Annotated in this window: 18 protein-coding genes and 1 pseudogene; 10 read left to right on the top strand and 9 right to left on the bottom strand. The window is 68.6% G+C overall.

Annotated features, from left to right (window positions below; translation table 11 throughout):
* The 3 genes from NS2_RS29135 to NS2_RS29125 form a co-directional block, all read left to right on the top strand.
* The coding region (locus NS2_RS29135) for a hypothetical protein (RefSeq protein WP_308640205.1) at positions 1–620 on the top strand (620 nt) is incomplete at its 5' end.
* A 242-nt stretch (positions 621–862) separates the two neighbouring features.
* Positions 863–2,341: a PepSY-associated TM helix domain-containing protein gene (locus NS2_RS29130; RefSeq protein WP_071811677.1), complete on the top strand. Its 1,479-nt coding sequence runs from the start codon at positions 863–865 to the stop codon at positions 2,339–2,341.
* Between the two features lie 141 nt (positions 2,342–2,482).
* Positions 2,483–3,226 (top strand): DUF8020 domain-containing protein, encoded by a 744-nt coding sequence (locus tag NS2_RS29125; protein ID WP_036549091.1) that lies wholly within the window; start codon positions 2,483–2,485, stop codon positions 3,224–3,226.
* Positions 3,227–3,260: 34 nt separating this feature from the next.
* On the opposite strand, the gene NS2_RS29120 is transcribed toward NS2_RS29125, so the two are convergent.
* From NS2_RS29120 to galK, 3 genes are read right to left on the bottom strand one after another with little or no spacing between them, the layout of a single operon-like run.
* Positions 3,261–3,563, bottom strand: a complete 303-nt coding sequence (locus tag NS2_RS29120; protein ID WP_036549088.1) for a hypothetical protein — start codon at positions 3,561–3,563, stop codon at positions 3,261–3,263.
* On the bottom strand, positions 3,560–3,865 hold the full coding sequence (locus tag NS2_RS29115; protein WP_033090537.1) for a hypothetical protein: 306 nt from the start codon (positions 3,863–3,865) through the stop codon (positions 3,560–3,562). The genes NS2_RS29120 and NS2_RS29115 overlap by 4 nt, the downstream gene beginning before the upstream one ends.
* 41 nt (positions 3,866–3,906) lie before the next feature.
* On the bottom strand, positions 3,907–5,016 hold the full coding sequence (galK, locus tag NS2_RS29110) for a galactokinase (RefSeq protein ID WP_045439342.1): 1,110 nt from the start codon (positions 5,014–5,016) through the stop codon (positions 3,907–3,909).
* A 273-nt stretch (positions 5,017–5,289) separates the two neighbouring features.
* Here galK and NS2_RS29105 point away from each other — a divergent pair, with 273 nt between their 5' ends.
* Positions 5,290–6,825, top strand: coding sequence for a GGDEF domain-containing protein (locus NS2_RS29105; RefSeq protein WP_036549086.1), 1,536 nt, complete (start codon positions 5,290–5,292; stop codon positions 6,823–6,825).
* A gap of 59 nt (positions 6,826–6,884) precedes the next feature.
* Here NS2_RS29105 and NS2_RS29100 read toward each other — a convergent pair whose 3' ends face one another.
* Together NS2_RS29100 and NS2_RS29095 are read right to left on the bottom strand one after the other, a co-directional pair.
* Positions 6,885–7,661 carry a DUF6319 family protein gene (locus NS2_RS29100; RefSeq protein WP_033090539.1) on the bottom strand — a complete coding sequence of 259 codons (777 nt, stop codon included), beginning with the start codon at positions 7,659–7,661 and terminating at the stop codon, positions 6,885–6,887.
* Positions 7,662–7,901: 240 nt separating this feature from the next.
* On the bottom strand, positions 7,902–8,312 hold the full coding sequence (locus NS2_RS29095) for a hypothetical protein (RefSeq protein ID WP_147207362.1): 411 nt from the start codon (positions 8,310–8,312) through the stop codon (positions 7,902–7,904).
* Positions 8,313–8,494: 182 nt separating this feature from the next.
* On the opposite strand from NS2_RS29095, the gene NS2_RS29090 reads away from it, so the two are divergent.
* The gene (locus NS2_RS29090) at positions 8,495–10,465 is read left to right on the top strand and encodes a molybdopterin-containing oxidoreductase family protein (protein WP_033090541.1); all 1,971 of its coding nucleotides are present in this window, start codon (positions 8,495–8,497) and stop codon (positions 10,463–10,465) included.
* 107 nt (positions 10,466–10,572) lie between these two features.
* On the opposite strand, the gene NS2_RS29085 is transcribed toward NS2_RS29090, so the two are convergent.
* From NS2_RS29085 to NS2_RS29075, 3 genes are all read right to left on the bottom strand, one after another.
* The gene (locus tag NS2_RS29085; protein ID WP_045439340.1) at positions 10,573–11,469 is read right to left on the bottom strand and encodes an SGNH/GDSL hydrolase family protein; all 897 of its coding nucleotides are present in this window, start codon (positions 11,467–11,469) and stop codon (positions 10,573–10,575) included.
* 111 nt (positions 11,470–11,580) lie between these two features.
* A complete protein-coding gene (locus tag NS2_RS29080; RefSeq protein ID WP_033090542.1) occupies positions 11,581–13,989 on the bottom strand; it encodes an MFS transporter in 2,409 nt (802 codons plus the stop codon).
* Positions 13,990–14,110: 121 nt separating this feature from the next.
* Positions 14,111–14,770 (bottom strand): phosphate signaling complex PhoU family protein, encoded by a 660-nt coding sequence (locus NS2_RS29075; RefSeq protein ID WP_052086924.1) that lies wholly within the window; start codon positions 14,768–14,770, stop codon positions 14,111–14,113.
* Positions 14,771–14,926: 156 nt separating this feature from the next.
* Here NS2_RS29075 and NS2_RS29070 point away from each other — a divergent pair, with 156 nt between their 5' ends.
* A complete protein-coding gene (locus NS2_RS29070; protein WP_071811676.1) occupies positions 14,927–16,147 on the top strand; it encodes an AI-2E family transporter in 1,221 nt (406 codons plus the stop codon).
* A 1-nt stretch (position 16,148) separates the two neighbouring features.
* On the opposite strand, the gene NS2_RS29065 is transcribed toward NS2_RS29070, so the two are convergent.
* Entirely contained in the window at positions 16,149–17,024 is an 876-nt protein-coding gene (locus NS2_RS29065; RefSeq protein WP_033090543.1) for a DMT family transporter, read from the bottom strand.
* A 150-nt stretch (positions 17,025–17,174) separates the two neighbouring features.
* Here NS2_RS29065 and NS2_RS29060 point away from each other — a divergent pair, with 150 nt between their 5' ends.
* From NS2_RS29060 to NS2_RS29045, 4 genes and pseudogenes are all read left to right on the top strand, one after another.
* On the top strand, positions 17,175–18,056 hold the full coding sequence (locus NS2_RS29060) for an esterase/lipase family protein (RefSeq protein WP_052086923.1): 882 nt from the start codon (positions 17,175–17,177) through the stop codon (positions 18,054–18,056).
* A 60-nt stretch (positions 18,057–18,116) separates the two neighbouring features.
* On the top strand, positions 18,117–18,740 hold the full coding sequence (locus NS2_RS29055; protein WP_033090544.1) for an acyl-CoA-like ligand-binding transcription factor: 624 nt from the start codon (positions 18,117–18,119) through the stop codon (positions 18,738–18,740).
* Positions 18,741–18,795: 55 nt separating this feature from the next.
* Positions 18,796–20,365: pseudogene (locus tag NS2_RS29050) on the top strand (FAD-dependent monooxygenase).
* Between the two features lie 316 nt (positions 20,366–20,681).
* On the top strand, positions 20,682–22,049 hold the full coding sequence (locus NS2_RS29045) for a DUF2252 domain-containing protein (RefSeq protein ID WP_033090545.1): 1,368 nt from the start codon (positions 20,682–20,684) through the stop codon (positions 22,047–22,049).
* Positions 22,050–22,118 lie beyond the last annotated feature (69 nt).

Here is a 22,118-nt window from a genome sequence, read left to right as displayed (position 1 = left end):
GGGCGCGAATTCTTCTCGGAAACATCCGTGGCTATTATCAGCGCGTGAATATCGGATCCGGCCGCTCTACAGCGCATTCCCGCAGTGATGCTGCGGTTTTGCGCGGTGGGGCGGCCGGTTCGGTTTCCGGGGCGCTCGCGGTCGCCGCGCACGGCTGGATCTCGGGGGCCGCGCCCCTGGCGTCGGGGCCGTTGACGCTGCTGGTCGCCGCCTCGGCCGCGGTCGGCGCGGTGGTGGCGAGCGTGCGCGCGCTGCGCACCACCCGGCTCGGGCTGGTGGTCGCGCTCATCGGCGGGCAATTGCTGGGTCACTTCAGCATGATGTGGGGCTCGCCGGGGCAGAGCATGCACATGCACCATCACGCCTCGATGTGGAGTCCGGCCATGCTGGGCGCGCACATCGTGGCGGCGTGCGCGGCGGCCGTTTTCATCCTCGGCGCCGAGACCGCCTATCGGGTCGGCACCACGGTGCTGTCCTGGGCGCTGCCGGTACCCATTTCGCTTCCCGTGCTCTCGGGGCCGCCGCGGCTGCCGATCGAGCACCGGGCTCGGGTCGTGCCGCGGATCTTCGCGGCCGATGTCAGTCATACCCGCGGCCCGCCCGCGCTCGTTCGAGGCTGAATTCTTCCTTTTCAACCCGGGCACACGGACTTTCGCATCCGTGTGAATTCGCTGTACGCACCCGACCGTCACGGTGGCGCCGTGCGCGTTCCGGTGCGTCCATAACCGCTGGGCACATGCGATGGCAGTCGCGTGCGCGCACATGAGGGGGTTATGGGCGTCCGAACCGTCGCCGCCGTACCGGGTCGATCCCCTGTGCCCCTTGTGCCCCGGGTGTTCCCTCGAACACGAAAGACCCTTTGGTGACAATCACTGACAGCGGTGTCGATTCGGCACCGCCGCCCTCCCCTACCCGGGAGACGGAACCGCCGTCGGCCGGGAAGCCTCCGAAACGCAGCGCGGGCAATGCCTTCCAGGCGCTCATGCTGCGACTGCACTTCTACGCCGGTGTCTTCGTGGCACCGTTCATCCTGATCGCGGCCGTCACCGGTGCGCTGTACGCGATCTCGCCGACGCTGGAGAACATCACCTCCGGCGCGCTGCTGCACACCGATTCGGCCGGACCGGCCAAGCCGCTGAAGGAGCAGATCGCCGCGGCGCAGACCGTCGAGCCGAAGCTGGCGCTGGTGGCGGTGGCCCCCGGCCAGAATGTCGGCGACACCACCCGGGTGATCTTCAGCGATCCGGCGCTGGGCGCCTCCGAGCGGCGGGCCGTGTTCGTCGACCCGGTCACCGCGACGCCGGTGGGCGACAGCGTCGTCTACGGCAGTTCGGGCGCGCTGCCCATGCGCACCTGGATCGACAAGCTGCACAGGGATCTGCACCTGGGCGACGTCGGCCGCTACTACAGCGAGATCGCGGCCTCCTGGCTGTGGCTGGTGGCGCTGGCCGGGCTGGTGCTCTGGTATCGGCGGGTGCGGGCGCGGCGCGAGAAGCGTTCGGCCGGTTGGCTGTTGCGGCCGGATCGCTCGCGACCGCGGGCGCGCACGCTGAATTGGCATGCGGTGGTGGGCGTCTGGATTCTGCCGGTGCTCCTGCTGCTGTCGGTGACCGGTATGACCTGGTCGAAGTACGCGGGTGAGAACGTGACCCAGTTGCGGAAGACCATGAGCTGGACCACGCCCGCGGTGAGCGCCAAGCTGCCGGGGACTTCGGGCCCGGCCATGTCCGCGGGCGGGGAGCACGACCACCACGGTGGCGGAGCGATGGCGGCCGTGCCCGCGGCCGACAAGGCGGGACTGGTCGACACCGTGTACGGCGTCGCCCGGGCCAATGGGCTGACCGGGCCGATCGAGATCAGCATTCCGGCCAAGGACGGCATGGCCTTCGTGGTCCAGGAGCTGCGCCGACCCGGCCAGTACACCCGCGATGCCATCGCGGTGGACGGCGCGACCGGCAATGTCACCGACAAGCTGCCCTACGCCGACTGGCCGCTCATGGCCAAGCTCACCAACTGGGGCATCCAGTTTCACATGGGCCTGATGTTCGGCCTGGCCAATCAGCTGTTGCTGCTGGCCATCATGGTCGGGCTGGGCACGGTGATCGTGCGCGGCTATATGATGTGGTGGCGTCGCCGCCCGACCAAGGAGCGGGCGCTCGCGGTGGGCAGGGCTCCGCGCCGGGCGCTGGCGCAGACCCCGCTGATCGTACTGCTGCCGTTGGCGGCGGCCGCGGCCGTGATCGGCTGGTTCGCGCCGATGATCGGCCTTCCGCTGCTGGCGTTCCTGGTGATCGACGTGCTGGTGGGTGTGGGAGCCCGCCTGCGCCGCAGCGCCGCTTAGGCAGCCACACCCCCGAAAACAGCTGAGCGACACGGCCTCCGGGCCGTGCTGCCGGTATGTCACATCCTCTCGCGGCTCACCGTCGTAGTAGAGCCGCGTCATCCGTGCGGACCCTGACCCGCACCGACCGAAAGAAACCTGATGAAGCTCGAGAAGTTCGCCGTTTCCGCCGCCCTCGTCGCGACCGCCCTCGGGGTGAGCGCCGGAACCGTGAACGCCGCGCCCGCCGCCACCGACGCGGGTGTGGTCAACTACACCGCCACCAACAGCGACCGGGATGTGGTCATCCGCACCGACGCCGGTTCGCTGGTGGTGGACAACGGCGTCCTCAAGATCAAGGCCGCCGACGGCACCGTGGTCGCGGGCACCGAATTGTCCTTCCGGGTGGACGATTACGTCTTCCCCATCGCCGCCGACATCCACGACCGCGTCGCCACCCTCACCCCGCAGTTCGACGCCGCGCACGCGGTCTACCAGCCGGTCGCCCTGCCTCTCGAGAATGTGGCGATGCCCTTCGAGAACAGCGCCCCCTGGAAGTCGGACTACGACCGTGAGCAGGCCGCCTGGAGCCGCATGACCAGCACCCTGTCCATGGGCGCGACCATCGGCACCCTGGCGGGCGGCCTCGGCGGCGCGGCTCTGGGCTGCCTGATCGGCGCGGTCGGCGCGGCGGGCCTGGTCACCCTCGGCTCCGCGGGCATCCTGGCCGCCATGTTCGTGCCGCTGCTCGGCGCGGCGGGCACCGGCTGCCTCATCGGCGCGGCCGCCGTCGGCTTCCTCGGCACCATCGCGGGCCAGCTGTTCGTGACCGCTCCGGTGGCCATCGCCGCCGCGGTCCAGTACTTCACCACGATCAGCCAGCCGTCCATCACGCCCGCGAAGTAACCGGCGATCCCGGCCGGAGCCATCCCAACCCCCGTTATTTCGGCGGGATGGCTCCGTCGGGCATGGGGAGACGATCCAGGATTCGGATCGTCACCGAGTCGGGAATCACTCCGCCGGAGGCGATTTCGCGTTCTACGCCGGGGCGGTGACGCCAGGCGACGGCGGCTTCCGGGGAGTCGAAGTGGACGATTACGAGCAGGCGGTGGGGGTCGGTGGGGTCGGTCAGGACCATGAGGAGTTCGCCGCCGGATCCGCGGCGGCGGGCGGTGGCGCTGGAAAAGGCTGTCTGCCAGCGGGTTACGTCCTCTACGCGCTGGTCAACGACCAGATAGGTCATGACGCGGCTCTTTCGGTGAGCACGGGGTCGAGATCGCGGCGGAGGAGGCGGGTTTCGCGGGCGTGGGCAGGAGCGCCGAGGAAGCGGTAGAGCAGGCGGACCGGGCCGGGGATGTCGGCGAGGAGGTCGGTGCGCTCGGTGGGGTCGGCCTCTTCGAGGATGTGGGCGAGAAAGACCAGGGCGCGGCGTTTGGGGAGGGCGGCCATGCCGCGTTCGCCGAGTTGGGCCCATTCGGCCTCGGCGAGGGTGCGGGCCACGATGGGCAGGACCGTGAGTTCCTCGTCGCGCAGGTGTTCGGCCATGACCGGGTGCAGCAGGGTCGCCGCGACGGTGACCTCTCTCGTCAGAGACGGTGCGCACCGGCCGACGGGGTGACGATGAAATGCCGGGGCGCGTCGAATCCCTTGGTCGCGAAGGCTTCTCGGACCGATGCGAGTACCGCCTCGGTGCGGCCGGAGTCGACGAGGGCGATGATGCTGCCGCCGAAACCGCCGCCGGTCATGCGGGCACCGTGCGCGCCCGCGGCCAGGGCCGCGTCGACGGCGGTGTCCAGGGGCGGGGCCGATACCTCGAAATCGTCGCGGAGTGAACGGTGTCCGGCGGTGAGGACGGGGCCGATGGCGCGGGGATCCGCACCGGCGCGCAATTGTTCGGCAATTTGCAGGACACGGGCGTTTTCGGTGATCACGTGCCGGGCGCGTCGCCGCAGCACCGGGTCGGCGAGCCGCTCGGCATCGGCGGCGCGGGCGATATCGCGCAGCGATGGCACGCCGAGTTCCGCTGCGGCGGCGGCGCATTCGGCGCGGCGCACGGCGTACTCGCCGTCCATCAGCCGGTGCGGGCTGCCGGTGTCGAGGACCAGCAGCGACAACCCGAAGGCGTCGAGGTCGAAGGGGATCTGCTCGGCCGCGCCGGTGCGGACGTCGAGGAGCAGCACGTGCCCGGCGGTGCACAGCATGGCCGCGGACTGATCGAGCAGTCCGGTCGGGACGCCGACGTGGACGTTCTCGGCGGTCCGTGCGATATCGATGATCTCGGCATCGGAGACGGTGGGGGCGAACAGGTCCCGCACGGCGATGCCGACCGCACACGACAGCGCCGCCGACGAGGACAGGCCCGCGCCGACCGGGACGGTGCCGTCGAGGTCGAGCCGCACGCCGGTCACCCGGTGGCCGCGGCGCTCGAATTCGCGGATCACGCCCAGCGGATAGCGCGTCCAGGCGGGCAGCTCGGACCAGGCGGCGGTTTCGAGCGCGGCGACGGTGGTGGCGATCTCATCGTGCGGGGCCTGGCGGGATCGCAGGCGCACCACGCCATCCGGCCGGGCGGCGGCGGTGCAGGTCATGCCCAGTGGAAGGGCCAGCGGGAGCACGTAGCCGTCGTTGTAGTCGGTGTGCTCGCCAATGAGATTGACCCGGCCGGGCGCCCACCAGCGTCCCGCTCTCGATGCCACTTCGGCTCCTGTTCAGCGAGTCGTGCAGGCCGTTCGGTTCGATTCGCAGGGAGCATAGCGAGTCTCGCGAACGGCGATCCTACGGGTTCACCGAACTCCGCTCCGGAGCGGGAGATTTCGTGTCATGATCGGTTCGGTTGCCCAAATAGTGGCAGCGCCTTTCTCGACCGGGCACTCTGCCACCGCTGCGCGGGGACCTATGCTCGTACCGCAACATACTCGGTTGATGATCGGCGGTGTCTTTTCGAGTGCTGCTCGGATAAGGGGGGGCTGGTGGGAACGGACGCACAACCGGCCGAGCAGTCTGGTCGCGAGCAGACCCCGTGGCGCTCCAGAATCTGCTGGCGCACCGTGCTGTTCGCGGCGGGCATCCTGATTCTCGGTCTCCCCCTGCTTATCAACAGCCGCGTCGTGGCGCTGGGCACGCTGTTCGTCTCGGTCGCCATCAGCCTCACCATGATCGGCTCCGGCGTCCGCAAGTACCGTCCCCGCCATCCGCTGCCCTGGTATCTACTGTCCGCGGCGGCCGTGCAATTCACCATCGGCACCGCGCTGCGCCACGTCTCCGAGTCCCAGCGTCACCCCTTCGACGACCTGTTCACCCTGAGCGGGTACTGCTGCGTCGGCGTGGCCGCGGTGCTGTGGCTACGGCCCCGGCAGAACAGCACCGACCACGATCTGCTGCTGGACTCCGGGCTCATCGGCCTGGGCGCGCTGCTGCTGTCGTGGACCTTCCTCATCTCGCCGGTGCTGCGCGCGGCCCATCACATCCAGCTCACCACCATCACCTGCGTGGCGGATCCGATCGTGGACGCCCTGCTGCTCACCGTGATCGTGCATTCGGGGATCACCTCGGCGCGCTCGGAGACCTCGCTGCGGCTGGTGCACCTGGCCATGCTGGTCATGCTGGCCGGCGATCTGGCCTACAACCTGGAGACGGCCGGCTCGGCGGTTTTCGGCCGCCAGATCCAGCTGCTGCCACTGCAACTGGGCTTCACGCTGATCGGCGCGGCCGCGCTGCATCCGAGCATGACGGTGCTGGGCGGGCCTCGCGATATCCATCCGCACCGCTCCCGGCAGCGGGCCAGCATCATCGCCATCGTCATGATCGTCGCCTCACTGGTGCCCGTGGTCGGCTCCAGCCTCGACACCCTGGACCGGGTGGTGGTGTCCTCGCTGTTCGCGCTGCTACTCGGCGGCGTGCTGCTACGCAGCGAACGCGCCATCGAACGCAGCGCCCGCAGCGAACGGCGCGCGCAGTACCAGGCCGATCACGACATGCTGACCGGACTCCTGAACCGCGCCGCCCTGCTGCGGGCGCTGCATCGTAATCGGGAGCGTTGGGCCGGACAGCCTTTGGCCTTGCTGTTCATCGACCTGGACGGCTTCAAGCGGGTCAACGACAGCTACGGGCACGCCGTCGGCGACGAGCTGATCGCCAATGCCGCGGCCCGCATCCGCCGGGTCATCCGGCGCGACGACGCGGCCGCCCGATACGGCGGTGACGAATTCGTGGTGCTGGCCCCGCTGGCGCGGCAACAGGCGCTGCAACTGGCCGAACGGCTACTGGCGACCCTCGGGGAGCCGTTCGAGTTGAGCGCGGCCGAGGTACGCATCGCGGCCAGCATCGGCATCGCGTGCTCGCGGCCACGGGAGACCGAGACCACCGTGTACGAGCTGCTACGCGAAGCGGATTCGGCCATGTACCACGCCAAGGAATACTCCCTCGGCTACATCTTCCACGACGATCTGCGCCGCGGTCGCCCGGAAGCGGGTCCGCGCACCTGGCACCGCGAATCAGCGGTGTGACGCCGACGCCCGGCCGAAGGAGGCCCAACCCCGCCGAAGGGGTTGGGCGCTGATTACCTTCAGGCCAGGTCTTCGAGTAGCCGACGGGCCGATTCGAGTTCGGCCTGCAACTGCTCCACCTTGGCCTGCTGGGCGGCGCGCACGGCCTCGTGGATGGAATCCACCACCTCGGCGAATTCGGGGTGCAGGATCTTGGCGGCCTGCGACACAGCCGAACTCGCGACCGCCAGGCCCTTGATGGTGCGCTTCTTGCCGTTGACCACATCGAGGGTCCACTCGCCCTCGGCGGTGCCGGAGAGCGTGACCGTCACCTCGGTACCCGCGGGCTTCTTCGCGGCGGCGGCATTGCGGGCCGGGCGCGAGGCGGCGGGCTTGGTGGCCTTGGCCTCCGGCGCGGACTCGGCGGCGGGCTGCGGGGCTTCGGTTTTGGCTTCCGGTGCGGCCGGGGCGGGGCTCGGCGCGGGGGCCGGGGACGTCACGGGGGTCGACATCGTCACGGGGGATTCCTTCCTGGTTGCCGGTTTCGGGTTGGTTCCAGTCGGTTTCGCGGCCGATGACGCATTGGCCGGTTTGGTGGTGGTCTGGCGGGCCGGTTTGGTCAGTGTCACCTCGGTGGGACCGAAGGACAGCACATCCTTCGAGCCCGTGGGCTTCACCTGCAGGAAATCCCCCTCGGACGGATCACCGAGGGACATCACCTTTCCGGACCGACCTTCCGGTACGCCGACGGCCGACGCGGTGAACCACACCATCGGCGGACGGCCCGCGTCGATCTCCGCGGCGATCTGCCGAATCTCGGTATCCGACAAGGGCTGTGGCTTGGTACGGGTCGACATGGGGCACTCCGGGCGGACGGGCGGACATCTGCGTGCCAAGAGCATGCACCATGGCACCGACAAATCCACATCCGGAGTTAGCCCGATGTCACTACCGCGCAGGTCAGTGAACGTTTGGCTATTCCGTTTGGTACGGCCCACCGAGCATGGCCGGCGCTGGAGATCCTAGGCGTCCGCCCCTGTCCCCGCGCAACTTTCGAGCCCGCTCGACCTAGTGGATGCCCGATTCGCGAGCATCGTTCAGAGCTGCTCCACCCCGCGCAGCACACACCGGACGGTCTGCGGTCGGGTCACCGGATCCAGCCGCGTCTCAGTGGTGAAATCCTGGGTCGCACCGGGCGCGACCAGCACCTCGGTGCGGGTGCGCTCGAGGTCGGTGGACTCCGGCGTCATGAAACTGATCACCACGAGGTACCGGTGCTCGATCGAATCCCGATTGCTCACCACCGCCGTCGCCTGCCACCCCGCCGAGGTCCCCGTGCACGCGGTGACGAACGCGCTGCGCTGCGCCTCGGCGGTATCGCTCGCCGCCTGCGCGCTGTCGGCCGCTCCGGAGCGCGCGGCATCGGTGGACCCGGCGTGCGCGCACCCGGTCAGCAGCGCCACACAGCCCGTGACGACACTGACGAGCCCTCGGCCGGGGGTGATCATGCAACTCCCATTCCACCGCGCACTTCCGCCCCCGCAATCCCGTTGCGGCTGATTAGCCGCGCGCCGAGACTACCCCAGCACACCTGCGTGTCGTCACATGACGCGATAGGCGTGTCGCACACGGAAACCCACCGTACGCTCGGCTTTCGCGCCCGACAGGTCGCTTGCCTACGATCGTGCGGGTGAAGGTTCTCGGCGCATGCCCGCTCGACTGCCCCGACGGTTGCTCCTGGGTGGTGGAGGTGGCCGACGGCAAGGCGGTCGGCCTGCGCGGCAACAAGGCGCACCCGGTCACCCGCGGCGCGCTGTGCGTCAAGGTGAACCGCTACCTGGAGCAGGTCCACTCCCCCGACCGCATCACGCACCCGCTGCGCCGGGTCGGCCGCAAGGGCGAGGGCCGCTTCGAGCGCATCACCTGGGACGAGGCGCTCGACGAGATCGCCACCCGGCTCACCGGGATCGTCGACGAATTCGGCGGCGAGGCCGTGTGGCCGTTCCACGGCACCGGCAGCCTCGGCTACCTGCAAGGGCTGGAAGGGTTTTCCGGGCGGCGCTTCTTCAACGCGCTGGGCGCGTCCCTGCACGATCCGACCATCTGCTCGATCGCGGGCAGCACCGGCCTGAAATACACCCTCGGCACCGCGGGCGGCATGGATCCGGAGGATCTCGCCGAATCGAAGCTGATCCTGCTGTGGGGCACCAATCCGCTCAGCTCCGGTCATCACGTGTGGAAGTTCATCCAGGACAGCGGCGCGTACACGGTGGCGATCGATCCGGTGCGCACCCGCACCGCCGAACGCTGCGACGAACACCTGGCACCGCTGCCCGGCACGGACGCCGCGCTGGCGCTGGGACTCATGCACATCATCGTGTCACTCGGCGCGCAGGACAGCGGGTTCTTGGCCGCACATACCGAGGGCTGGCCCGAATTCCGCGCCCGGGTCGAGGAATACACACCCGAGCGCACCGCCGAGATCACCGGACTGCCGGTCGAGCGCATCGTGGCCCTCGGCGAACGCATCGCCCGCACCCGCCCGACCGCCACTCGCGCCTCCCAGGGCATGCAGCGGCACGCGGGTGGCGGCGCGGCGCTGCGCACCCTGGCCTGCCTGCCCGGGGTGACCGGCGATTGGGCGATTCCCGGTGGTGGACTGCACTATTCGACGAGCGGGCATTTCGAGCTGGATGTGCCCGCGCTGGTGCGGTTCGACCTGCTGCCGAATCCGGTACGGACACTGTCCATGACGCGTATGGGCGAGGCGCTGCTGGAAACCTCTGGGCCGCCGGTGAAAGCGCTCTTCGTCATCGCCGCGAACCCCGTCGCCTCGAATCCGGACCAAGCCAGAGTGATCGAGGGGCTGGCCCGCGAGGACCTGTTCACCATTGTCCTGGAACATTTTCGGACCGACACCGCCGACTACGCCGACATCGTGCTCCCGGCCACCATGCAGCCCGAGCACCTCGATGTCATCGCCGCGTACGGCAATCTCTACCTGGCCTGGAACGAACCGGCGGTGGCCCCGCCCGGCGAATGCCTGCCCACCACCGAGACTTTCCGCCGCCTGGCCCGCCGGATGGGCTTCACCGATCCCGCGCTGTACGAATCCGACGAGGAGCTGGCCGACCAGCTGCTGAAGCACTACGACATCGACCGCCTGCGCGCCGACGGCTTCCTGAAGATCGCCCCGCGCTCGGTCCCCACCGACAAGCTCCGATTCGTCTCCCCGCTCGCCGCCATGGCCGGGCACGACCCCCTGGCCGGACACACCCCGCCCGCCGACCCCGGCGACGGCCTGGTCCTCATCTCGGCCGCGTCGCACTACTTCCTCAACACCACCTTCGGCTCGAACCCCGAATTGCGCCGCCGCGCAGGCGAACCCACGGTGACGATCCACCCCGACGACGCGGCAGCCCGCGACATCACCGACGGCGATCCGGTGACGGTCGGCAATGACCGGGGATCCTTCGACGCGATCGCAGAGGTATCCGACGCGGTCCGGCCGGGTGTGGCCGCGACCCCGAAGGGCCGCTGGGCCAAGCACACCGGCGGCGCGACGGTGAACGCGACAGTGGCAGAACGTGACTCGGACTACGGTGGCGGCGCGGTCTTCCACGACAACCGAGTCCGGATCACCCGGCGCGCTGCCAGCTGATCCGGGCCGGGCGGGACTCGTCGTCATCCCGGCGTGGGTATGGCCGGGATGACGTAGACCGAGTGAGATTCCGGCCAGAGCACGCCGGAATGACGGATGGGCGACGCTCAGGCCGTACCCAGCGTTTCCAGCACCCGCCGGGCCTGATAGTCGGCACCCAGCTGGTTGGGGTGGAACGGAACTGCCAGGCCGAGCGGGTTGCCGGAGTACGGGAGCAGGCCCTCGACCCAGCGGGTGCCGACGGGCTTGCAGGCGTCGTGGCCCGCGCTGCCGTCGTAGGTGTTCACGAAGTCGACGCCGGTGGCCGCGGCCACGTGGGCGAGCATGTCGTGGAGTTCGATCAGCTTGTGGCCCAGCCAGATCGCGTCCGGGTCGGAGATGGGGATCTCCGGCCAGCAGCCGCCTTCGAGGCCGATGCCCTCGAAGTAGTCGAGCAGCAGGATGCGGGCGCGGGGTGCGCGGTCGCGGATGCCGGCGATGGTGGCGGCCACCCGGGGTTCGGTGCGGGCGATGTTCTCCGACATCCGATCCACGCCGTCGGTGACGAGATGGTCCAGGCAGGGGCTCTGGGCGGGATCGAGGGTGATGCAGTCGGTGACGGTGGCGGCGAGTTCGGCGTCATTGCCGCCGATTTCGAGGGTGACCAGGTCGGTGTTCTCGGTCAGGCGGTCGAACTGCGGGGCATTCTCGGCTCCGCCGATGTGCTGGGGCTGGGTCATGTTCGCGGTGACCGCGCCGCCGCAGGTGGCGTCGTGGAAGACCGGGACGGCCAGCGCCGCGGCGACCTGCTTGGCGTAGTTGTGGGCGCTCTGCACGCAGGGCGCGGGGGTGAAGATCGTGGTGAGCTGGCTGAACGTGGCGTCGGCGGCCCACGAATCACCGAGCGCCACATATTCGTTGACGCCCGCGCCGGTGTCCGGGGATATCGGCTCGGCCTGGGCGGCTCCGGCGGGTAGGACGGCGGCGAGGGCGGCGGCGGTCAGCAGTGCACGCGAAATCTTCATGTCTGTTCTTCCCTGCATCCAGCCCAATACCGAATGTTGGACTGTTTTCAGTGCCGAAACCTAACAGCTGCCCGGACATCCCGCTCGGCAAACAGACACATTCTCGTTTCGCTAGGACTCCACCCGTTCCAGCGACTCCACTCGCTCATAGCCGAGCAGGACATCGTGGGCGACCTCGCCGTCGGCGACCGTCACCCGGCTGAACGCGGCCGGATACCCCCGCGCCATCACCGTGTAGCGCCCCTCGGCCAGAGCCGGGACCACGTAGCGGCCGGTGTCGTCGGTGCGGGTGACGGCGATCAGATCCCCGGCCTCGTCGAGCACCGTGATCTGCGCGTCGGGCACGCCGTCGCCGCGCTCGTTGCAGGCCGACCCGGCCAGCACCGCGCGCGGGGCCAGATCGATGTCGTGGCGCAGCATTCCGCTGTCGGGCACGGTCAGGGTGACGGCCGCCGGGCGCATGTGCTCGGCCACCGCGACCAGGGTGTAGGTACCGGCCAGCACGCCGCGGCAGGTGAAGTCGCCCTCCGCGGTGGTGATGGCCGAGCCGACCACATCGCCGAACGCATCGGTGAGTGTGACGGTGGCATCGCGCAGTGGCGCGCCCACCGCCCGCACCGTGCCCGACACCTCACCGGATCCCAGCAGCGACACGTCGAGTTGATGCGGGCGGCTGCCGACGCTGAGGCTGACCGCGGCGGGCTGGTAGCCGAAGGCCGAGACGATCAGAACGTAGCCGCCCGCGCGCGGGACGCCGATCAGGTAGCCGCCGTCCGGCTCGCCGACGGCCCGCGAAACCTGGCGTCCGCGTTGATCGATGAGCGTCAGCACGGCATCGGGCACCGATTGGCCGTCCTCGCGGCGCACGCACCCCGAGACCGACAGCCCGGACGGCTCGACGAAGTGAAAATCGGGTTCCGGCTCGGGTTCGGCGATCTCCTCGACGACCGGCGCCGGAACATCCTGCAGCGGAATCTCTTTCATGAACAGCAGCACGAGGGCCGCCAGCACCGCGACCGCCGCGGCGACGTAGAACACCCCGCTCATGGCATGGGTGAACCCGGTCAGGATGGGCGTGCGCAACTCCGCGGGCAGCGCCGCGATATCGCCGGTATTGCTCTGGATCCGGCCCAGCCGGCCCGCGTCGAATCCGGGCGGCAACTGCCCGCCGAAGGCCGCGATGATCTTGCGCGGCAACAGGTTGAACAGGATGGTCAGGAACACCGCGACGCCCAGCGTGCCGCCCATCTGCCGGAAGAAGGTGGCCGCGGCGGTGGACACGCCCATGTCCGCGCGCGGGCCCGCGTTCTGCGCCGCGATGATGAGGGTCTGCATGCACCCGCCCAGCCCGAAACCGATGACGCCGCAGTACAACAGCGGCTGCCACAGCGGGCTGTCGAAGCGCACCAGCGCGAACAGCACCGAGCCGAAGCCGATCACCAGCGAGCCGAGGATCGGCAGCGCCTTGTAGCGTCCGGTGAATTTGGTGATGAGCCCGGACAATTGCGCGCCCAGCATGATGCCCAGCACCAGCGGCAGCATGAAAAGCCCGGAGCGCGTGGGCGAATACCCGCGCACCACCTGGAAGTACAGCGGTACCAGCATGATCGCGCCGAACATGGCGACGCCGACGATGAAGCCGCCCAGGATGGCGATGCTGAAGGTGGGTTTGCGGAACAGTCGCAGCGGGATCAGCGCGGCGTCGCGCATCAGCAGCTCGACGATGAGGAACAGCACCAGCCCGGCCGCCGCGACCGCGTAGCAGAGCAGCGCGCGATGGGACTGCCAGCCCCATTCCCGCCCCTGCTGGGCGATGACGAGCAGTGGAACCGTGCCCGCCGCAAGGGTTATCGCGCCCAGCCAGTCGGTGCGCTGCCGGTGCCGTTCGAACGGCACGTCCAGCACCTTGCCGACCACCAGCAGCGCCAGCACGCCGATGGGCACGTTCACCAGGAACACCCAGCGCCAGCCCGACAGTCCCAGAATGCGGTCGGCATTGGAGAAGAAGCCGCCCAGCACCGGCCCGAGCACCGTGGCGATGCCGAAGACCATCATGAAATAGCCCTGGTATCTGACCCTTTCACGGGGCGGGACGATGTCCCCGATGATGGTGAAGGCCAGCGACATGAGCCCGCCCGCGCCGACGCCCTGCAGCGCACGGAATCCCGCGAGCTGGTACATGGAGGTCGCGAAGGTGCAGGCCACCGAGCCGATCACGAAGACGCCGATGGCGATGAGGTAGCAGGATTTTCGGCCGTAGATGTCGGCCAGCTTGCCGTAGAGCGGGGTGCTGATGGTGGCGGTGATGAGGTAGGCGGTGGTGGCCCAGGCCTGCTTGTCGAAGCCGTGCAGGCTGTTGGCGATGCGGACGATCGCCACGCTCACGATGTTCTGGTCCAGTGCCGCCAGGAAGACGCCCAGCAGCAGACCGGACAGAATGGTCATGATCTGGCGATGCGAGAGCGTTCTTTCGATCCGGACCGGTGCTGCCACCTTCGTCTGGGTAGAGCTGTTGGTCATGTTTGGGGCCCTTGTCGGATTTCGGCTGTCCGTGCGTGCGGTGCTACTCGAAAAGACCTCGCCATGAAGCAATTCGGGCAGCTTACTCCCGCCGATCGGGCCCCTGCCACCGAGGTGGCGGTTACGCCTCCGTTTGCGCGTAGAGCGGAATGCCGGTGTGGAAGAAGCGAATGAGCCGGCCGATGCGCACGCAGTGGTCGGCCCCGCGCTCGTAGTGGTGGGCCAGCAGGGCGATATCGATGGCCATGGCCGGGCCGAACGCCCAGCCGTCGTCGGCGGCCAGCTCGACCAGCTGCACGCGCAGCCGCTCGACATTCTCGTCGCGCGGGATGAGCGCCCGGTCGCGCGGCGGGTTCTGGGCGGCAATGACGCTAACCGCATTGTCGACGAGTTGCGTTATCGCGCCGGACATTTCCGCCAGCAGAGCCAGGATGTGGGGCGGGGCCACCGGGTTCGGATAGCGGCGCACCACCGCGTCGGCGACCCGGCTCAGGGCGCTGCTGACGGCGAGCAGATCGTCGGCGATCTGCATGGCGGTCACCACCTGGCGCAGGTCGCGGGCGACCGGGGCCTCCAGGGCGAGCAGGATGACCGACCGGTCCTCACATTTGGCGTGCTCGATCTCCACCTTCTCCTCGAACGCGAACACCTCGTACGCGGCCGTCAGGTCGCTGCCCGCGAGCGCGGCCGCGGCCCGCTCGGATGCCTCGTGTGTCAGCCGCGCCATATGCGCGAGCTCATCGGTCAGCGCCATCAGTTCGCTGGAGAATTTCGTGCGCACTCGCATATCTTGGCCGCCAACCCGCATACCTGCACACTATCGCGGGAAAACCTTTATCCCCGAATGGCTCTCGGTTCTTTTTGCCCGACAAAAACAGACCGACCGGATTTGTATGCCGGTCGGCGCACGGTGCGTCATCCCCCGAAACGCCTTCCGGTGCACGAGACTGACCCGGTGGCCGCCGACAATCCCGCCGCCGGGCAGCAGCCCGAGGCGACGGACGACACCCTCAGCACGGCAACCGACGACACCGAGGTATCGGTCCGGGCAGCCATGCCCGTGTGGCTGCCCCGGGCCATGGTGCTCGCCCTGGCGCTGCTCGGGCTCTTCGAACTCGCGAACTGGGCCGCCCACCAGCTGATCGGCATCGCCGTCATGATGACCGTCGCGTTCTTCGTCTCCCTCGCCATGGAACCGGCGGTGGACGGGCTGGCCGCGCGCGGTGTCAATCGCGGGCTGGCCACCGCGGTGGTGTTCATCATCGTGTTCGCCTGCACCGCGGGCTTCATCGCGACACTGGGCGTGCTCATGGTGGAGACCGTGGCCAATGTGGTGGGCGAACTGCCGCGGCTCATCGACGAACTGGTGAACTGGGTCAATCACACCTTCCACCAGAAGTTCACCCTGGATCAGCTGCGCGATCGGCTGTTCAAGGACTCCGACATCATCAGCTCCTACGCCGAGCGGGCCGCCAACAATGTGTGGGGACTGTCGAGCACGGTGCTCGGCGGGCTGGCCAAGTTCGTCACCATCGCGCTGTTCAGCGTGTACATGACCGCCGATGGGCCGAAGCTGCGGCGCACCCTGTGCTCGCTGCTGCCGCCCGCGAAACAGGGTGCGGTACTGCATGCTTGGGACCTGGCCATCGACAAGACCGGCGGCTATCTGTACTCGCGGGCACTGCTGGCGGTCATCTCCGCCGTCGCGCACGGGGCCTTCCTGGCGTTGCTGGGACTGCCGAATTCGCTGGCGCTGGGCATCTGGTTCGGTGTGGTGGCCTCGTTCGTGCCGACCATCGGCACCTATCTGGCGGGCGTGCTGCCGATTCTGGTTGCGTTGACGATCCGGCCGCTGGACGCCGTCTGGATCCTCATTTTCGTGGTGGTCTACCAGTGGATCCAGGACTACGTGCTGCAGCCGCGCATCACCGCCAAAACAGTGGACGTGAATCCGGCGGTGGCGCTGCTGTCGGTCATGATGGGCGGGGCGCTGCTCGGCGCGGTGGGCGCGCTGCTGGCCATTCCGGCCACCGCGACGTTGCAGGCGTTCCTCGGCGAATACGTCAAGCGCTACGAGGTCGCCGAGGATCCACGTATCGAACGCCGCGACCGAACCCGCAAGGCGCGCAAGCGGAATCCGGGCGCGGCGGCCGAATAGGCTAGGCGTTGGCGGGTTCCCGGGCCGGGGCCTTGGCGCGCGCGGTGCCCACGATGGAGCCGATGATCACCAGCGGGAAGCCGATGGCCATGCCGGCGGTCAGCGGCTCGTCCAGCAGCGAGACGCCGATCAACAGGGCCACCGCGGGATTGATGTAGGTGATGACCGTGGCCCGCGACGGGCCCACCTCACCGATGAGCGCGAAGAACACCACGAACGCCAGGGCGGTGCAGACCAGGCCGAGGCCGACCACCGACCAGGTGGCGTTCGCCGGGTAGTGGGAGGGCAGGCGCCACAGCGTGAACGGCAGATAGATGGCGGCGGCGAAGACCAGCGAGGCGGTCACCACGCCGATCGGCGGGAGGTCGGCCAGCTTGCGGTCGATGATGATCGGTCCCAGGGCGTAGCCGACGACGCTCACGCCGATGGCGGCCAGCGCGCCCAGGTTCGAGACGTCGATATCCAGGCCGACCAGGGCGGTCACGCCCGCGAAGCCGACCACCAGGCCGAGAATGCGGCGCATGTCTAGACGTTCGTGACCCATCCGGGTGGTGAGGACGATGGCGATCAGGGGCACGGCGGCGATGAGCAGGCCGACCGTGGAACTGGTCAGCTTGGTTTCGGCGTGGCCGATGAGCAGCCACGGGCCAGTGATCTCGACCAGCGTGTAGACCAGCACCCAGCGCCATTTCGCCAGTGCGGGCATGAACACCTTCATCGACAGGGCGATCGGCAGCAGCACCAGCGCGCCCAGCAGGGTTCGGCCGAAGGCCACGAACATCGGGTCGAATTCCCGCACCGCCACCCGGATCATGGCGTAGGGGACACCCCAGATCACGCCCATGCCCAGAAACAGCAGCCAGCCGCGCTTGCTCACAACTCCGCTCCCTTCCAATCCTGCGGAGCGTATGCCACGCCGCCGACACGCTGAGTCGGTCGTCCAAACGCCCGTGGTGTCCGAACTATTTCGGTGACGACTGCGAGACCGGCGGCAAGACAGGCACGAAGATGGCGGGTTCAGGCGGGGATGGCGGTGGCGGCGGTGCTGCTGGCTCTGGGCACGGTGCCCGCGGCGGGGGTGCCGGGCGGCGATCCGGTGCCCGCCGGGGGCGGGGATCTCGTGCCGACCTCCGGGACACTCGAACCCGCACTGGACTGTGAACCCGCGCCGGAGCAGCCGAATCCGGTGGTGATCCTCGGGGGCTTCGGAGCGGTCGGGGACATTCGCGCGACGCTGGACAAGCAGATGGCGGGGATCACGAGCGGGATTCGGGGCATCGGGGGCTGCCCGTTCATCTTCGGATACGGCATCATCGGGCCGATGCAGGCGGCCGCGCCGGTGGCCGAGTCGGCGGGGCAGTTACGGGACTTCATCGAGAAGGTGCGCGCGAGTACGGGGGCCGAGCGGGTCGATATCGTGGCCCACTCCTCGGGGGCGCTGATCGCGAACTACTACCTCAAGTTCCTGCACGGCGGGCCGCGGGTGGATCGCGCGGTGTATCTAGCGCCGGTGACCAAGGGAACCACGGCGGCCACGCTCATCGGCGGGCTGGATCTGCCCGGTTCGCCCGAGGGGTTGGCGGGCGTGCTGAACGATGCCACTAATCCGTTGCGCGACAGCGTCTTCCGTGGCGTGCGGGGTGCGCTTGACTGCCTGGCCGGGTCGAGTGTCACGCGGGCGCTGCTCGACGGCGGGGTGACGGTGCCGGAGGTGACCTACTCGGTGCTCGCGGCCCGCGGCGATCAGGTGCTGACGCCGCCGGGGGCGGCCTCGTTCATCGATGAGCCCGGGGTGGTGAACGACTACTTCGAGGATCTGAATCCGGGGGCGGGCCCTGCCTCCCATGCCGCGCTGCCGATGCAGCCGGGGGCGGCGTGGTGGGTGGTGGAGCAGCTACTCTCCGAATAGGTCAAAACCTTCCCAGTGAGAAACATTGCCCGCTGGGCACGTTTCTTGCTTACTGGGTTCATGCCCGCAGAACAGGAGCCCGGACTCCGCGAACGCAAAAAGGCCGACACCCGAAAGGCCTTGAGCGACGCGGCATTACAGATCATGTTCGAACGCGGGCTGGAAAACGTGGTGCGCGAGGACATCGCCGCGCGAGCGGGGGTGTCCGTGCGCACCTTCAACAACTACTTCTCCGGCAAGTACGACGCACTCGCCTACCGGCAGCTGGCCCGAATCCGCGGCGGCATCGAGATATTGCGTTCCTATCCGGCGAAAGCGCCGCTGTGGGAAGCGATCACGGCCGCTCTGGTCGAGCCGCTGGAGGCCGAGCTGGCGGGCGCACCGCAAGCCGGAATCCCGACGCGCGCCCAGCTCGACGAGACCAAAAAGCTGCTGGCCGCGCCCGAAATGCGGTCCATGCTCTACCGCGGCGTCGAGGACGATCTGATCGCCGCCGTCGCCGCGCGCACCGGCACCGACCCGGAAAGCTCCATGTGTCCGCGGCTCGTGGTCGGCGCGATACTCACCGCCCAGCACGCCGCCATCGAGGCCTACGTGCGCGCGGACCCACCCGTACCCATCGTCGATCTCATCCGGCAGGCCCTGACCGCCCTCGCGGCAGGACTGCCCGAACCACCGGCGTAGCAGCGCCGCTGCGTCGGTCATCCAAATACCCTCAGCGACAAGAGGTTTATTTGCCATGCCCGAAAACACCGTGCCCGAGCACACCGACCTCGTCATCGCCGGAGCCGGGCCCGATGGGCTCATGCTCGCCTGTGAACTCGCCCTCGCCGGATTCCACCCCATCGTGCTGGACCGGCTACCCTCCCCCAGCCCCGAACCGAAGGCCAACGGCCTGGCCGGACAGGTGGTCCGGGTGCTGGATATGCGCGGCCTCTACGGCGCGTTCAGCGGCAATACCGGCGCACCGGTTCCGGTGCCGCGCTACATCTTCGGCGGTATGCAGCTGGATCTGACCGGCGTACAACCGAATCCGGTCCACCTGGTCTTGAAACCGCAGCCGGAGATGGTGGAGATCCTCACCAAACGCGCCATCGACCTGGGCGTGGATCTGCGCTGGGGACACGAACTGGCCGACTTCGAACAGACCGACGACCGGGTCCGGGTCCCGGTCTCCGCCCCGGATGGTTCCTACGTCCTCGACGCGCGCTTCCTGGTCGGCGCGGACGGCGGAAAGAGCCTGGTGCGCAAGCGACTCGGGGTCGCCTTCCCCGGTGTCACCGCCACCGGACATATCGCCCGGACCGGCCATGTCACCCTGCCCGCCGAGCTCCGCACCAATGGCGGCCTCGAGGTGCCGGGCGTCGGCCACTTCGGTCTCGGCCATCACCGCCTCGAGAACGGCAGCTTCGTCTTCGCCGAACTCCAGCCCGGCCGCCCACTGGTCGGCACCATCGAATTCGAAGGCGGCGAACAGTATTCCGACACCACCCCCATGACCCTCGACGAACTACACGAAAGCGTCGAACGCGTCCTCGGCACCACCCTCCCCATCACCCCACCCACCGGCCCCGGCCCACACAACCTGCGCCGCACCGTCGGCCAGAACACCCGGCTCGCCGACCACTACCGCCTCGGCAATGTCTTCCCCCTCGGCGACGCCGCCCACGTCCACTCCGCCATGGGCGGCCCCGGCCTCAACCTCGGCCTCCAAGACACGGTCAACCTCGGCTGGAAACTAGCCGCCGAACTCCACGGCTGGGCCCCCGCGAACCCGCTCGACACCTACGAGTCCGAACGCCACCCGGTAGCCGAACTCGTCATGATGTACACCCTCTCCCAATCGGCCCTGATCGCCCCCGGCCCCGAAATCACAGCCCTCCGCGACCTTTTCACCGAACTCCTCCATCTCCCCGAGGTCTCCACCCACATCGCCAACCTCCTGGCCGGCTCCGACATCCGCTACGACACGGGCGACCTACACCCCCTCTCCGGCTACCTCTTCGCCGACACCGTCATCGAAACCCCCACCGGCCCAACCCGAATCGCCGAACTCCTCCACCCCGCCCGCCCCATACTGCGCACCTTCGCCGACGCCCCCGACCTCGCCACAACCGCCGCAGGCTGGACCGACCGCATCACCATCATCCCCGCAACCTCCCCCCCAACCCCCCGCCGCCGCCCTCCTGATCCGCCCCGACGGCTACATAGCCTGGGCAACAGACGATTTCACCCCCACCACCGAAACCAGCCTCCGCACAGCCCTCGAACGCTGGTTCGGCACCATCACCCGAACTGCCTCCGCTTGACAGCCACCGCCACCCGGCCGCGGACGCTGATCCCCCACCGCCCGCGCTTACCCCCGCCCACCACAAGCCCCCGAGCCACCAGTCGCGCCAGCGCATTCCTCGTACTCCACCCGCCCAGCGCGGCCCCCGATACCGCTGCCCCGGGCGGCCGAAGTCCAACGGGCCGAGCCCGGCTTCACCTCCGACCCGTCGGAACCACAGACACTGACCGTGACAACTGTCCATACTCTGAAGCCCCTGAAGTCAGCCCGCCGAGTGCACAAAGTTCGGGTGTCACTCGATCAGTCGGGTGGGTGGGGGGAACTAGAGTCGGGGGATGTCGACATCTGAGATGGGGGCAGGGGTGGAGGGTGGGCGGGCGGTGCGGAAGAGGGTGCCGCGGTCTTCGTTGGGGGAATGGAAGGCTGCTGCTGATCGGGGGGATCCGGTGGCGGTGTTGGAGGGGCAGGCTCGGACTCGGGTGGCTGAGCTGGTGAAGATTCGGTATGCGCGGATGGCGGCGGGGAGGTTTCCGTTCTTCAGGGGGGCGCCCGCGATTATGGCGGGGGATTTGGCGGCCGGGGAGAATACCGGGTTGCAGGTGCAGCTTTGCGGGGATGCGCATTTGTCGAACTTCGGGTTGTTCGCTTCGCCGGAGCGGTCGTTGGTGTTCGATGTGAACGACTTCGATGAGACGTTGCCGGGGCCGTTCGAGTGGGATGTGAAGCGGCTGGCGGCGAGTGTGGCGGTGGCGGCCCGGGCGAATTCGTTCGGGGATGCGGAGGCCAATGATGCGGCGGTCGCGGCGGCCCGGGCCTATCGGGAGGCGATGGGGCGGCTGGCGGGGCTCGGGGAGACCGATGTCTGGTACGAGATGGTGGATGCCGAGCAGGTGGCGGCGTTGTTGAAGCCGAAGGATCGCAAGCGCGGTGAGAAGGTGATCAACAAGGCGCGGGGGCGGACCAGTTTGCAGGCGTTGGACAAGCTCACCGAGCCGGGGCCGGATGGGGCGCCGCGGATCAAGGCGGATCCGCCGCTGCTGATGCCGGTGCCGAAAGAGCTGCACGGCGAACTGGATTCGGTGTTGTCGGACTATCGCGCGACACTGCCCGAGGATCGGCGGGTGCTGCTGGACCGGTACGAATTCCGGGATATCGCAATGAAAGTCGTGGGGGTGGGGAGCGTCGGGACGCGGTGCTTCATAGCGCTGCTGACCGGGCGGAACACCGGCGATCCGCTGTTCTTGCAGGTGAAGCAGGCCGAGGATTCGGTATTGACGCCGCATCTGCGGGCAGGACAGTTCAAGCATCAGGGGCATCGGGTGGTGCACGGGCAACGGCTCACACAGTCGGCCGGAGACATCTTCCTCGGGTGGGCCACCGGGCCGGACGGGCTGTTCTACTACTGGCGGCAGCTGCGAGATATGAAGGGGTCCTTGGTGATCGACGACATGTCGGCGACGCAGCTGCGGCAGTACGCGGCGCTGTGCGGGCACACCCTGGCCCGGGGGCACGCGCGGTCGGGTGATCGGGTGGCCATCGCGGCGTATCTGGGGACCAATGACGTCTTCGACAAAGCCATGGGTGAGTTCGCGCTGGCGTATGCCGATCAGACGGCGGCGGATCATGAATCCCTGCTCGCCGCCATTGATTCCGGGCGGATCACCGCCGCGGAGACGGTATCGAAGGAACAGGGCGACGAATAGGGGCAATTGTCCTGATTCGGACGTGATTAGCGCGGCATAGCTATTTCTCAGCGGACTCTTAAAATCTCG

This window comes from Nocardia seriolae NBRC 15557, assembly GCF_007990715.1.
In the GTDB taxonomy this organism is placed as follows: Bacteria; Actinomycetota; Actinomycetes; order Mycobacteriales; family Mycobacteriaceae; genus Nocardia; species Nocardia seriolae.
This window is presented reverse-complemented; position numbering and strand designations above follow the sequence as displayed.

Excerpts from the sequence above, each read along its gene's own strand:
- NS2_RS29115 (WP_033090537.1), bottom strand. The coding sequence starts at position 3,865 with ATGGCCGAACACCTGCGCGACGAGGAACTCACGGTCCTGCCCATCGTG.
- NS2_RS29080 (WP_033090542.1), bottom strand. The coding sequence starts at position 13,989 with ATGACCAACAGCTCTACCCAGACGAAGGTGGCAGCACCGGTCCGGATC.
- NS2_RS29045 (WP_033090545.1), top strand. The coding sequence starts at position 20,682 with ATGTCGACATCTGAGATGGGGGCAGGGGTGGAGGGTGGGCGGGCGGTG.
- NS2_RS29125 (WP_036549091.1), top strand. The coding sequence starts at position 2,483 with ATGAAGCTCGAGAAGTTCGCCGTTTCCGCCGCCCTCGTCGCGACCGCC.
- NS2_RS29085 (WP_045439340.1), bottom strand. The coding sequence starts at position 11,469 with ATGAAGATTTCGCGTGCACTGCTGACCGCCGCCGCCCTCGCCGCCGTC.
- NS2_RS29095 (WP_147207362.1), bottom strand. The coding sequence starts at position 8,312 with ATGATCACCCCCGGCCGAGGGCTCGTCAGTGTCGTCACGGGCTGTGTG.
- NS2_RS29120 (WP_036549088.1), bottom strand. The coding sequence starts at position 3,563 with ATGACCTATCTGGTCGTTGACCAGCGCGTAGAGGACGTAACCCGCTGG.
- NS2_RS29055 (WP_033090544.1), top strand. The coding sequence starts at position 18,117 with ATGCCCGCAGAACAGGAGCCCGGACTCCGCGAACGCAAAAAGGCCGAC.
- NS2_RS29100 (WP_033090539.1), bottom strand. The coding sequence starts at position 7,661 with ATGTCGACCCGTACCAAGCCACAGCCCTTGTCGGATACCGAGATTCGG.
- NS2_RS29060 (WP_052086923.1), top strand. The coding sequence starts at position 17,175 with ATGGCGGTGGCGGCGGTGCTGCTGGCTCTGGGCACGGTGCCCGCGGCG.